The organism is Candidatus Baltobacteraceae bacterium (assembly GCA_035502855.1).
GTDB lineage: Bacteria > Vulcanimicrobiota > Vulcanimicrobiia > Vulcanimicrobiales > Vulcanimicrobiaceae > Aquilonibacter.
Genome location: DATJTX010000037.1, coordinates 22,671 through 35,205 on the forward strand (window position 1 = coordinate 22,671; position 12,535 = coordinate 35,205).

Annotated in this window: 10 protein-coding genes and 1 pseudogene; 2 read left to right on the plus strand and 9 right to left on the minus strand. The window is 64.4% G+C overall.

The genetic code is table 11. The features are described from left to right. Positions 1-8: 8 nt before the first annotated feature. The 9 genes from VMF11_14920 to thrC form a co-directional block, all read right to left on the minus strand. Positions 9-581, minus strand: a complete 573-nt coding sequence (locus VMF11_14920; GenBank protein ID HTU71593.1) for a dihydrofolate reductase family protein — start codon at positions 579-581, stop codon at positions 9-11. Between the two features lie 131 nt (positions 582-712). Further along, positions 713-1,441, minus strand: a complete 729-nt coding sequence (locus VMF11_14925) for a DUF899 domain-containing protein (protein ID HTU71594.1) — start codon at positions 1,439-1,441, stop codon at positions 713-715. Next, complete coding sequence (locus VMF11_14930; protein ID HTU71595.1) at positions 1,438-2,163, minus strand: SDR family NAD(P)-dependent oxidoreductase; 726 nt, start codon at positions 2,161-2,163, stop codon at positions 1,438-1,440. Before VMF11_14930 ends, VMF11_14925 begins: the two co-directional genes overlap by 4 nt. Positions 2,164-2,232: 69 nt before the next feature. Further along, a complete protein-coding gene (locus tag VMF11_14935; protein ID HTU71596.1) occupies positions 2,233-4,704 on the minus strand; it encodes a helix-turn-helix domain-containing protein in 2,472 nt (823 codons plus the stop codon). A gap of 184 nt (positions 4,705-4,888) precedes the next feature. Continuing rightward, positions 4,889-5,776: an alpha/beta fold hydrolase gene (locus VMF11_14940; protein HTU71597.1), complete on the minus strand. Its 888-nt coding sequence runs from the start codon at positions 5,774-5,776 to the stop codon at positions 4,889-4,891. Between the two features lie 2 nt (positions 5,777-5,778). After that, positions 5,779-7,047 carry an O-acetylhomoserine aminocarboxypropyltransferase/cysteine synthase family protein gene (locus VMF11_14945; GenBank protein ID HTU71598.1) on the minus strand — a complete coding sequence of 423 codons (1,269 nt, stop codon included), beginning with the start codon at positions 7,045-7,047 and terminating at the stop codon, positions 5,779-5,781. Positions 7,048-7,071: 24 nt separating this feature from the next. Then, on the minus strand, positions 7,072-8,196 hold the full coding sequence (locus VMF11_14950) for a homoserine dehydrogenase (GenBank protein HTU71599.1): 1,125 nt from the start codon (positions 8,194-8,196) through the stop codon (positions 7,072-7,074). Positions 8,197-8,383: 187 nt separating this feature from the next. Further along, positions 8,384-9,289 carry a homoserine kinase gene (thrB, locus tag VMF11_14955; GenBank protein ID HTU71600.1) on the minus strand — a complete coding sequence of 302 codons (906 nt, stop codon included), beginning with the start codon at positions 9,287-9,289 and terminating at the stop codon, positions 8,384-8,386. After that, a complete protein-coding gene (thrC, locus tag VMF11_14960) occupies positions 9,282-10,466 on the minus strand; it encodes a threonine synthase (GenBank protein ID HTU71601.1) in 1,185 nt (394 codons plus the stop codon). Before thrC ends, thrB begins: the two co-directional genes overlap by 8 nt. Positions 10,467-11,274: 808 nt before the next feature. On the opposite strand from thrC, the gene VMF11_14965 reads away from it, so the two are divergent. Next, positions 11,275-12,051, plus strand: coding sequence for a helix-turn-helix domain-containing protein (locus tag VMF11_14965; protein HTU71602.1), 777 nt, complete (start codon positions 11,275-11,277; stop codon positions 12,049-12,051). An 89-nt stretch (positions 12,052-12,140) separates the two neighbouring features. Continuing rightward, positions 12,141-12,392: pseudogene (locus tag VMF11_14970) on the plus strand (transposase). The last annotated feature ends 143 nt before the right edge of the window (positions 12,393-12,535 follow it).

Genomic DNA, 12,535 nt, shown 5'->3' on the forward strand with positions numbered 1-12,535 from the left:
TGTCGTCGTCATCGGGCGATGTCGTATCTGAGGTACACGAGGCTGTCGCCTATGTTGCGGGTTTCAACGAGGCGAAGTGATGTCGTGTCACTCGTCGCGCCAAACAAACGCTCGCCCACGCCGATCACGAAGGGGTAGATCGTCAGTCGCAACTCGTCGACGAGATCGTGTTTCAGCAACGCGTGCACGAGCTGGGAGCTTGCGTAGAGAACGATTTCCCCCTCTCTGCTTTGCTTCAGTTTCGAAACCTGGCTCACCACGTCGCCCTTTAGGACGGTCGAGTTATTCCAACGGGGATCTTCCATGGTCGACGACACAACGTATTTGGGAAGGGTGGCCAACCGATCCGCGAACTCGCCGCTCCGGGATGTCCACTTCTTGGCGAACCACTCATAGGACCGCCGGCCAAATAACAGAGCCTCGGCGTGACGGGCTTCATCATACGCGATCTTACCCCACGCCTCGATGTTCTTTTCCCCGACTCGGCCAAACCAGCCACCGCCGTCGAGACCCTCCTCGCCGGTGGGGTCCTGGACGATTCCATCGAGCGTGACATTCTCACTGACCACGATCTTGCCCATCGCTGGTCATCTCCTCTCGAACGCGCGACGGGCGATCGCGTAGCTAAAGTACAACACTCCGGCTCCCGCGCCGGAACCAAGCCACGGCAACAGCGTTTCCTCTACGGGGATCCCGAAGATGTGCGCGAGTATCATTTCGCGTCACTGAGAAGAGCGCTCGCGTTATCGAGGACCTCTCCCCACCTCGGGTCCGGCTCGGCCTCGTAATTGTCGTGCCAGTTCCACCACTCGTACGGCTCGGTCTGGGGATACCCTTCGGGAGAATCTTCCCACGTTTCCTGACGTCCGAGCGCCGTCGCGTCGAGATAGCTCCAGGTGCTCCCCATCGCTTCGTCGCCGCGGCTGTTGATGAAGTAGGTGCGGAAGATACGGTCACCGTCGCGGAAGAAAACATTGGTACCGTGCCATTCGTCGACGCCGAAATCCTTATCGAAGCTGTCGACGATGGTGTACCACGGCATCTTCCATTCCATCCGCGCCTTGAGGCGCGCGATGTCGGGTTGCGGTGCTCGCGAGACGTAGGCGAGCGTGGTATCGCGCGCATTCAGATGGGCGAGATGTGCGACCTGGTCGGCGCCGAACGAACAACCGCGACATGCATGGTCGGGCCATCCGAAGACGCCGGGTTCGAAGAACGCGCGGTAGACGATCAACTGACGGCGCCCTTCGAAGAGGTCGAGCAGACTGACCGTACCATTCGGTCCTTCGAAGGTGTAGGTCTTTTCGATCGCCGTCCACGGCATGCGCCGGCGCTCGGCAGCGAGCGCGTCGCGTGCGCGCGTCAACGCTTTCTCTTTCACGAGCAGGTCGCGGCGCGCCGCTTCCCACTCTTGCGGTGAGACGGTCGGCGGGGTGTTCATGCCAGGGCCTCACTTTGCACGAGCAGCGCGGCATTCTGCCGTTCGAGCGCTTTTACCGCACCGCCGCGCCAGCTCTCCGCCAGCATCGCCGAGAACGGATCGGGAAAAATCTCTTCCTCCCCGCGCTCGACGCCGTCGATGATGTTTCGTGCGACCGTCTGCGGAGATTCTTTCGGAATGTCGAGCGCGCGCACCATGTCGGTGTCGACGGGGCCGGGAAGAACGATATGCACGCTCACGCCGTACGCGGCGAGAAGAGCGCGGACCGATTGCGAGAGCGAGAACGCGGCCGCCTTCGACAGCGAGTATGACGGAAGGATCGGCACTGCGGCCAGCGCCCCGATCGATACGATATTGACGATCGCGCCGCGCGAACGCTCGAGAAGCGGGAGGAACGTCTTCGTCATATAGTAGGTGCCGAAGACATTGACTTCGAGATGGCGATCGAGCGACGCACGGTCGCTCAAGTCGTCGGGAAGCGAGATGCCGGCGTTGTTGATCAGGACGTCGAGCGAATCCACCTGCTCGAAGGCTTGCTGAATCTGTGCTTCGTTGGTCACGTCGATCGCGAGCGGGATCACGCGCACGTCGTCGTGCGTGAATGATTGGCGGGTTGCGGCGTAGACGCGCTTGGCGCCTCGCGCCAGCGCCTCATTCACCAGCGCCAGGCCGATGCCGCGATTTGCGCCCGTTACCAGGACGGTTTTGTTTGCGATAGTCATCTGGTATGAGCTCCTTTCGCCCTCAGTATCGCCGCATGCGGAAGGCCGGACCAGAGACACTCGAACAGCTTATGCGAACATTTGGAGCGCGGCCGAGACCGCTTCCTCGAATGGCCGCTTGCGGCCGGCGGTGAGTTCGGCGTCGAGCACGTCATCCGGTAGGCTGCGCCGCAGGTGCTCGAGCAAGCGCTCCATGACAGCATTGTGGAACCGGAACGTCGCGGGCGGCTCCATCGCGCCGCGCGAGCGTGCGCCTTGTACGGCGCCGATGATCCTGGCCGCGTCGAGCGGGCGATCGCTGCCCAGCGCGGCTTGCGCCGCGGCAAGCTGTGCGCCGAAGAGCATGGCCGGTCCGCAGCGCGCTTCCGACAGCGCCTCGCGCGCATCGCGAAACGCCGTTTCCGTGTGACCTGCAGCGACGGCCGCCGAGGCTGCGAGCGCGAGCGCCCAGCCGGCGAGGTTCGCACCGACGCCCGAAGCTCGCAGCTGCTCGGCGGCTTCGCGCGCGCTCGTTTGGGCAAGCGCGAAGTCTCCGACGTCGAGCGCGAGCGCACAACGCGCGATATAAATGAGGCCGCCGGTCAACATGCCCGGCGTCGCACCGTCGAGCTCCCAAGCTTCGTCGAGCAACGCGCGCCGCGCCGCGACGTCGCTTGGATCGACCGTATGCGATCGGACGACGAGCGCCCACGCGGGCGCGCTCTTGCGCGGCTCGTCGCGCAACTTGCGCACGGCCTCTTCGGCCGCGCGGTCGGCTTCCTCGCATCGCTGCACGCATGCCAACGCCCACGCAACGAAGGCGAGAACGCGGGCCGCAGCAATCTGCATATCCGGACGGTCGCCGGCTCGAGCGGCGGCGCGAAACAATTCCACCGCGCGGTTTCCGGCTGCGACCGCGCGCTCATCCTGACTTGCAAAGACGAAACAACGGCAGAGCGCAAAGTGGAGCCATCCCTCGAGTTCGCGCGCTCCGGCGGGCGCGATTGCTTCGAGCGCGGCTTCGCACCAACTCGCGCTCTCGGTCCAGCGCGCGAGCAACTCCAACACTTGCGACTGCAGCGCAACCAGCGTCGCGCCGACCACGATGTCATTGCGATCGACGAGCGACCACTGCAAGGCGGCGTGGAAGTTTTCCAATTCCGGCTCGATGGATGCCAGCCACGGCGTCGCGGCGGGCCGGCCGTAGGCCGTATCGGCCGTTTTTGCCAGCGCGCAATAGTACTCGGCGTGCGCGCGGGCCGCGCGTGCCTGCTCGCCGTGCGCAGCGAGTTGTTCGCGAACGTAGGCGCGCGTGGTTGCCAGCAGATCGTACCGCGTATCTTCGACGCGCGTGTCCGCGGTGACGAGCGATTTCTCGACCAGGGAGAGGAGCGTCGGCAAGATCTTGACTTGGTCGACGATGCCGTCGCACAATGCTTCGGCGGCATCCAGCGTGCAGCCGCCGGCAAAGACCGCGAGGTGATTCAACACGCGTCGCTCGGTCTCGTCGAGTAACCCGTAGCTCCAATCGAGAAGACTGCGCAGCGTTTGGTGGCGCGGCGGGGCGGCCAGACCGCCGGCGCTCGGAAGCTCATTGTGCCGTTCGAGCGCGCGCACGAGCATGTCGGGACTCACGGCGCCGGCGTGCGCGGCGGCTAGCTCGATCGCGAGCGGAAGGCCGTCGAGCCGGCGACACAGTCGTTCGATCGGGATCATGCGAGCATCGTTGCGATCGATCTGTGCATACTCGGGCGCCACATCGCTCGCGCGATCCAAGAACAGCCGGATCGCCGGCGTTGCGTCGGCGTGCGGGTGCGCCAGGGTCCGCAGACGCACGACGACTTCGCCGGCAAGCCGCAGCGGCTCGCGGCTCGTCGCGAGAATGCGCACGTTCGGGCAACGTTCGAGCAGCGATTTTGCAACCGCAGCGGCGGCGACGAGCACGTGCTCGCAATTGTCGAGAATAACCAAGAGGTTCTTGCCGACGAGCGCGCCGATCCAGGCATCACCCGACGCCGTCATCTGTTGTGAAACGCCAAGCGTCGCGGCGATGCTCCAGTCGACGGAAGCGGGGTTGTCCAAATCGCCCAACTCGGCGAGCCAGACGCCGTCGCGGAAATTGTCGAAGAGATTGCGGGCCGCTTCCAACGCGAGCCGGGTCTTGCCGACGCCGCCGACGCCGCAAATCGTGACGAGACGACGCTCGGCGATGTGTTTGAGCACGTGGTCGCGTTCTTGCTCGCGACCGAGAAAGCTCGTCAAGGCCAGCGGCAGATTGTGGCGATCCCGGGCGCCGTCGCTTTCGACGTGCTCGCTGCGGCGCCGCGCACGCGGCGGCCGCGCGGCCGATTCTTCGAGCCGTTTACGGTCGGACTCGGAGAGGCCGAGCGCCGACGAAAGCAAGGCGATCGTCTCGCGGCGCGGGGCCGTGCGCGTTCCGCGTTCGAGGACGCTGATGCCGCCGGCGCTCATCCGCGCCAATTCGGCCAGGTCGTCCTGCGTGAGCCCGGCAGCAACGCGAAAGTCGCGCAAGAGCCGGCCGAACGGAACGGAATCGCTCATGTTCGCTTTTTCGAGGGTCACGACGTTCGCACCGCTCGTCGTGATGATCTATTGGTCGGTGGTCGGCGATTTGTCATCCTGAGCGTAGTGAGCGCAGCGAACGTAGTCGAAGGATCGAGGTAATGCCCGTCCCTCGACTACGCTTCGCTACGAAGGGGTGCGCGCTACGCTCGGGATGACAAGGCTAAAGTCGCGCGGCTTCGCTCGCGCTCGTGAGCAGAGGCGCCAGTAGGGCGCGGAGTTTTTCGGGTTCGGCGAGGAACGCATCGTGGCCGTGATCGCTGTGTAGTTCCAGGTAGCGTGCGCCGAGACGTTGCGCGGCGGCGCGAACGTCTTGCGGACGGAAGAGCCAATCGGACGAGATGCCGACGAAGGTGACGTCGGGCCCGGGCGGCAGCGTGCGATCGCGCACGTCGAAGCTGTCCATCGCGTGCGTGAGCGCGACGTACGCCGCCGGATCCATCCGCGCGATGAGTTTGTCGCCCTGATGATCGAGGTAGCCTTCGACATCGAAGCGTGCGGGGTCGCGCCGGTCGGGTTTGCGGCCGTACCGCTGCGTGAAGAGCTCTTCGCTCTTGTAGGTGAGCATCGCGATCTTACGCGCGAGCGCAAGCCCGCGCACCGGATCGAGCGCGATCGCATCGCGCTGCACGGCGTTGAGCGCGATGCCCATCGCCGAGTGATGATCGTGCGCGCCGACCACGATCGCCCGTTCGACGCGCTGCGGCGCATCGAGCGCCCACTGCAGCGCCTGCATGCCGCCCAGCGAACCGCCGATCACGACCGCCAGCCGTTCGATTTCGAGCGCGTCGAAGATACGCTGGTGCGTCTGGACGATGTCACGCACGGTAGTACGGCGAGGAGCGAGCGCGTTGATGCCGATGATGGCGTAGCGGTTGCGGGAGAAGAACGATTCGTCTCCTCCCGCAATTCCGGGCCACCATTCGGCGACGCGGCTATTCCCCGTCAGCGCGTGCGGCGCGAAGACGGCGTTGCTCTTGTCCGCGTTGAGCTCGCCGTCGATCGTGACGCGAAAGCGCAGGTCCCCAACGGGAACCTCCAGCTCGCGCACGGCTACGACGCGAGCGCCTGGTCGAGGTCGGCGATGATGTCGCGCTTGTCTTCGATGCCGACCGAGAGCCGAATCGTGGACTCGTCGACCCCGCTCTGCAAACGCTCCTCGGGCGTGAGCTGCTGATGCGTGGTGCTGGCGGGATGAATCACCAGCGACTTCGCATCGCCCACGTTAGCGAGCAGGGAGAAGAGCTTGAGCCGATCGATCACCTGCTTCGCGCGCGCGGCATCACCCTTGACGCGGAAGGTCAGAATCGCGCCGGCGCCGTTCGGCAGATATTTTTCCGAACGCGGGTACGCGACCGAGACGACCTGCGGGTGCCGCTCGAGGAACTCGACGACGGCGAGGGCATTCGAGCTGTGGCGCTCGACCCGCAGGCCCAGCGTTTCCAGGCCCTGGAGCAGCAGCCACGCGTTGAACGGCGAGAGCGCCGCACCGACGTCGCGCAGCAACTGCACGCGCGCCTTCAAGATGTACGCGATGTTGCCGAAGACCGGCGCGTACTGCAGGCCGTGATACGAAGGATCGGGATCGACGAATTCTTTGAAGCGCGGGTTGTCGCCCCAATCGAATTTGCCGCCGTCCACGATCACGCCGCCGATCGCGGTGCCGTGTCCGCCGATGAACTTCGTCGCCGAATGCACGACGATGTCGGCGCCGAAATCGATCGGACGCAGCAGATACGGCGTGGGCAGCGTGTTGTCGACCACCAGCGGCAAGCCGTGACGGTGCGCGAGATCGGCGTAGAGCTCGACGTCGAGCACGTCGATCTTCGGGTTGCCGATCGTTTCGGCGAAGAGCGCCTTGGTGTTCGGGCGGATCGCCTGCTCGACCGCGAACGGATCGTTGAAATCGACCAGCGTCACGTCGACGCCGAAGCGCTTGAGCGTGTGGGCGAAGGCGTTGTAGGTGCCGCCGTAGAGCGAGTTCGAGCTGACGACGTGATCGCCGCTGCGCGCGAGATTGAGGATCGCGTAGACGACCGCGGCTTGCCCGCTCGCGACCGCCAGCGCGGCAGCGCCGCGTTCGAGCGCGGCGACGCGCTGCTCGAAGACGTCGGTCGTGGGATTCATGATCCGGGTGTAGATGTTGCCGAATTCTTCGAGGGCGAAGAGTTTGCCGGCGTGTTCGGTCGAGTCGAACAGATACGAGGTCGTTTGATAAATGGGAACCGCGCGCGCTTTGGTCGCGGGATCACCGTTGTGGCCGCCGTGAATGGCGAGCGTGTCAAAGTGTGGAGTTTGTTCTTGCTCCAGGGTGGCGCTCATGTGGTGGTCGTTTCCTTTTCCCCGTCATGAGAACGCAGTTTCAACCTGCGAGACGGGAGCTTCGAGGAGGCTATCATCCCACAGCGGATAGCGTGGGAGTTCTGGATGGCGCGGCAGATGCTCGAAGAGCGGCGCGATGTCGAGCGCCGGTTCGAGGGCCGGGTAATGCACGGCGCGCTGATTGGCGAGGTCGCGCAGCGCGGTGATGACGTCGCCGAGCACGGCCGAGGCGGTGGGAAAACCGCCGGCGCCGGTGCCGGAGAGCAGAAGCGCGCCCGCATCGCGCGAGACCATGCGCACGACGTTTTCCGGTCCGCTCGCGAGCGCGAACGGATGCGTTTCGGGAACGAGGACCGGGGCGACCTCACCGCGCGCGGCGTTGGCGCTGCGCGTCGCGGCCGCGACCAGGCGAATGCGGTAGCCGAGCATTTGCGCGCGGGCAACGTCGCGTTTGCTCACGCTGCTGATCCCATTGCGGCGCAGACGCGGCGAAATGACCGCCATTTGAAACGCGAGCTGCATCAAGAGCGCGAGTTTGTGGGCGGCATCGAGGCCCTCGACGTCGGCCGAGGGATCGACTTCGGCGAAGCCGAGTTCTTGCGCGCGGCGCAGCGCGACGTCGTATTCTTCGCCGCGTTCCATCTGCGAGAGAATGTAGGTGCACGTGCCGTTTACGACGCCGCCGAAGGCGTGGACGCTGTCGCCGGCGAGCGCGTCGTCGAGCACGCGGATCACCGGAATCGCGCCGCAGGCGGCGGCTTCGTAGCGCAAGCGCGCGCCGCGCGAATGCGCGAGCGCGAAGAGGCGCGGGCCTTGGGTGGCGATGAGATCTTTGTTGGCGGTGACGACCGTGCGCCCGCGTTCGAGCGCGTATTCGAGCAGTTCGGAGGCGACTTGCGTGCCGCCGATACATTCGATGATGAGATCGACGCGCGGATCGTCGATGACGGCGCGGGCATTTTTGGTGAAGAGATGCGGATCGATCGCGGCCGGACGCGGCTTCGACGGATTGGCGATGGCGATCGCCTGCAGGGTGTAGCGCACGCCGCTGCGGCGCTCGATCGCCTCGCGCTCGGACAGCAAGCGCTGCGCGACCGACGAGCCGACCGTGCCGCATCCGAGTAATCCGATCCCGATTGTACAGTCCATGATCCCCTTGTAGCCTCCGAGAGAGAGAAAGAACGACGCCCCCGCTGTATCGGCGGAGGCGTCGTTGGAGTGCTTTCTCGATTCCGTGTGTTACACGGTGCTCCCAATGACCGTCCCCGCCTTATGCGTCCGCATAATGCACATGGAACAGGTCATCATGGAGGTCTGGAACATTTCGGACAGGCTATCATGCCGCTTTGCGCTCCGTCAAGTACCGGCGCGAAACCAGGCCGCGCGGTGCGAAGGGCAGCCGGTAGCTCCGGCTGGCGATCCCGGCGGCGGCAAAGCAGGCTTCGATGCGGGCGGCGAGCGGGCGCCATGCGACGCGGTCGCGGATGAGCGCGAGTACGCTCGGGCCCGCGCCGGAGAGGGCGATGCCGATGATTTCGGGGGCATCGAGCGCGAGCGCCGCGGCGAGACCGGGGACGACCGCCGCGCGCTGCGGCTGATGGAAACGGTCGCGCATCGCGTCGCGCAGGGCGTTCCAATTGCCGGAGGCGAGCGCGGCGCCGAGCAGCGCGACGCGCTGCAAGTTGAAGACGACGTCGGCTTTCTCGTACTGCAGCGGCAAGAGCGCGCGCGCCGCTTTGGTGGCGAGTTCGAAGTCGGGCACGACGACGATCGCGCGCAGATCGCTCGGCGCGGCGAGTTTGATGCTTTCGCGCGACGAGGCGGCGATCGCGATGCCGCCGTAGACGGCGGGCAGCGCGTTGTCGGGATGACCCTCCAGTTCGCAGACGCGGTGCGCGATCGCGTCGCGGTCGAGCTGCATGCCGTGCGCGCGGGCTGCGATCGTGACGCCGAGCGCGCGCGCCGCGGCGCTCGAGCCCAGACCTTTGCCCAGCGGAATCGCGTTGACGAGCTGCACGCGAATGCGCGGGAGCGTCATGTTGACCGAACGCATCGCGGCAATGAGCATGCGCTCGAATCCGGGGTGCGTGGGCCGTTCCGGTCCGCCGAATTCGATTGCGAAACGATCGGCCGGTTCGACCATGGCGCGCGCACGCAGATCGAGCGCGATGCCGACGCAATCGAACCCAGGCCCGAGATTCGCACTCGACGCGGGCACACTGACGACGAACGCGCTACGCAACGGCATGGACCTTGTCACCCTGAGGTGCGAGCGCGTTCGCGCGAGCCTCGAAGGGCCGCGCATCTTTGAGAACGTGCCCGGTGAGAATCGCGACGACGTCGGCATCGGGAGCAATCGTGTCACCACTGTCACCCTGAGCCGACACCACACTGTCACCCTGAGCCTGTCGAAGGGCGCGCACGCCCGCGAGCGACGCGGCGGAGGCCGGTTCGCAGCCGATGCCTTCGCGTCCGATCTGCGCTTTCGCATCGAGGATCGCATCGTCGCCGATCGCAAGTTCGATGCCGTTGAAGCGCTCGAGTGCGCGCGAGGCGCGGCTGCGCGATTTCGGATCACCGACCGCGATGGCACTGGCCGTCGTGTCGACGCCGCGCTCGGCGCGAATCAGCGCGATGCGCGGGAGTTTGTCGATCAGCCCGAGCGCGAGCGCTTCACGGAAACCTTTGCTGATCGCGGAGATGTTGCCGAGGTTGCCGCCCGGCAGCGCGATCCAATCCGGTACGCTCCAGCTGCGCGCTTCGAGGATCGCGAAGGCCGCGCACTTCTGACCTTCGATGCGATAGGCGTTGACGGAGTTGACGACCGCGGCGTCGCGCACGTCGGAGAGCGCGGCGAAGGCGTCGTCGAAGGAACCGTCGACCTCGATGAGCTGCGCGCCGTACTCGCGCATCTGCGCGAGCTTCGCATCGCTGACGCGGCCGCGCGGCACGATCGCGTAGGCGTCGAGCCCGGCGCGCGAGGCGTAGGCGGCCATCGACGAGGCCGTGTTGCCGGTGCTGGCGCAGACCACGCTGCGCGCGCCGGCGGCTTTGGCCGCCGAGATCGCGACCGTCATGCCGAGATCCTTGAACGAGCCGGTGGGGTTCATGCCCAGGTGCAGGTAGGCGAGGCGATCGACGCCGGCGTAGCGCGCGCCGGGCGCGGAGTCGTAGAGCGGGACGTTGCCCTCGGCCAGCGAGACGATCGCGGCTGCGGGGATGGGCGGGAGCAGCTCGCGCCAGCGCCACACGCCGCTGGCGAAGAGCGGCTCGAACGAGGCGCGTCGCTCGCGCACGACGCGCCGTAGCCCGATCGGGTCGAGCCGCAGTTCGCCGAGGACGAACTCGGGCAACCCGCCGCACCGGCAGGGTTCGAGGGGGTCGGCGACCGCGCCGCAGTCGCTGCATTCCACGCGCATGAGGGCTCCCGTCACAATGCAAGAAGCCCCGCACCAATCGGTGCGGGGCTTCGTAAGCTGGTCCAGATCTCGCGCTTTAGCCTACGTCAACCCTACACCGAACGACAGTGGTCGTGGTGGTGGTCGTCGTGGTCGTCGAAACGAACATCGAGATCATGGTGCCGCTACCTTACCAGGGCCAGGCTGGCCGGGTCAAGCGGTCTTACCGAGGGTTAACGGGGCGTGAATTAGGCTCGCTCCGACGAAAAGACCAAGTCCCCGCCTGGATCGATATCGGACCGCAAGTGGCTTCAGTCGCATGGGCTAGCCGTCGGCTAGCCGTCGTGCCTTCGACTAGCGGAAGACGCTATAATTAAGGCCACGCTACAAAAGAGCCGACCCCCACCCGCACTTGGAGAGAATGGGTAGAGGGCCGACTTCCAGATCCTCGACCGTCGCTGATCCTAAGGGCTAAGCGACCGGCGCGGACCCGGCAACATCCGGGTTCCCCTTGTGGGCCAGCAAGCGCTTTCGGGGCTTGCGCTTACGCGCTCCGGAGTTACGTAGTCCGGCCTACTCTGCTTGCCCGGCGATCCCGGCTGACGGGCGAGGTCTGCCGATATTATGATCGAACGGTCACGGGCATGCAAGGGCTCGCGACCCCCACCTATCGGTGCAAAGCGGGCAATGAGCAAAAGCCAAAGCAAAAACCAACAGTAGATTCCACGCTAAGATTCCAGAGTAGAATCCAGGCCACGCACGGATTATACGGTAAAACCCCCATGTATGGGGAAGGTTTTACCCGAATACGGGTCGGAATTATCGAGTCATGGACCAGGATGCTCGATACCTCTTCCGGCCAGAATACCGGTGGCCAACCGGCAAAAAGGCTCAACCGCAGCCATTCTTCGTTTTTCCGGCGTGGTGGCGGCGATTCATATTCCACGTTTTGAATCCGCGTGCACTTTCGGTTTACCTATACTACCTTTCAATTATGAGGGAGAACGGCATCGCGTTTCCGACGATCGATCAGATTGCGCACGATTTGGGGCTGTCCGACAAAGAATCGATCCGGAGGGCCATCGGGCGGCTCGTCGAGTGTGGCTTCTTGATCAAGCCTACGCCGGAGCACCGGTTAGCGCATAAGATGGGAACTCGACCGATCTATCAACGACCGTGTACGCAGTTCACTCTTAGAGAGTTGCTTGAAATAAAGGAAATCGACGGTGAGCTGTACCCGCGGAACTCAAAACTGCACTCAGAGCATTCGCGCTCGAGTGACTCTGTAGTGCAGGCTGGGTTGAAGTTTCTCCTTGACGACCACTACGCGTACTACCAGCACGCCCTCGCGCAAAGCGGGCCTGACCGCGGGAAGAAGATTAAGGACGTTCTGCTCGCGATACTGAACTCCCAGCTCAGGGAGATGGAGGAGTTTCAGAAAGAATCAATTGATGCTGCGGTGACCGAGCTTGACGACGAGACAATTAAGGAAATGCCGCCCGAAATTCGCACCGCTCTCGGCATTCCCGAGAAACAGAAGGAGAAGGCCCAGAAGAAAAAGCCGGCGTTACCGCCAAAGCGCTCGAAGCGTAAGAGCTTGCGTTAAGTGTCGCACCCGTTTTTCGGGATAAGCCTCAGGAACGAAATAGTGCGGTAAATTGGTTTTATAATGGTTCAACTTCGCTCAGCTGCTATCGCTGGCGCCGACTTCGCGGAGTGAAGCTCGTGATCTCCGGTTCGCACGTCGGTCTCAAAGCAGCAATCGCAAAAGTATTCAAAGCGACATGGCAGCGTTGTCGCGTGCATTTCATGCGTAACGCGCTCGCCCACGCCGGCAAGGGGCAGCGCCAGATGGTGCTTGCGTTGATCAACACCGTTTTCGCGCAAGAAACGCCCGAGGCAGCGCATGCACAGTGGCGCGTCGTCGCCGATCAGTTGCGCGAGAAGTTCGATGACGTCCCTTAAAATGCTGTAAAAGCCCGGTGGCGGGGGGCCACCGTTTCGGTTCGGAAGATTCATTTTGTGAACAACTTCTCAACCGAAGGGACGAAACGGTGGCCGATTACGATGTTACCCTATCCGAATCGCTG

Bases quoted from the DNA above. Each gene is read 5' to 3' on its own strand.
- VMF11_14930 (HTU71595.1), bottom strand. From the start codon at position 2,163: ATGACTATCGCAAACAAAACCGTCCTGGTAACGGGCGCAAATCGCGGC.
- VMF11_14925 (HTU71594.1), bottom strand. From the start codon at position 1,441: ATGAACACCCCGCCGACCGTCTCACCGCAAGAGTGGGAAGCGGCGCGC.
- VMF11_14950 (HTU71599.1), bottom strand. From the start codon at position 8,196: ATGGACTGTACAATCGGGATCGGATTACTCGGATGCGGCACGGTCGGC.
- VMF11_14945 (HTU71598.1), bottom strand. From the start codon at position 7,047: ATGAGCGCCACCCTGGAGCAAGAACAAACTCCACACTTTGACACGCTC.
- VMF11_14920 (HTU71593.1), bottom strand. From the start codon at position 581: ATGGGCAAGATCGTGGTCAGTGAGAATGTCACGCTCGATGGAATCGTC.
- VMF11_14965 (HTU71602.1), top strand. From the start codon at position 11,275: ATGGACCAGGATGCTCGATACCTCTTCCGGCCAGAATACCGGTGGCCA.
- VMF11_14935 (HTU71596.1), bottom strand. From the start codon at position 4,704: ATGAGCGATTCCGTTCCGTTCGGCCGGCTCTTGCGCGACTTTCGCGTT.
- thrC (HTU71601.1), bottom strand. From the start codon at position 10,466: ATGCGCGTGGAATGCAGCGACTGCGGCGCGGTCGCCGACCCCCTCGAA.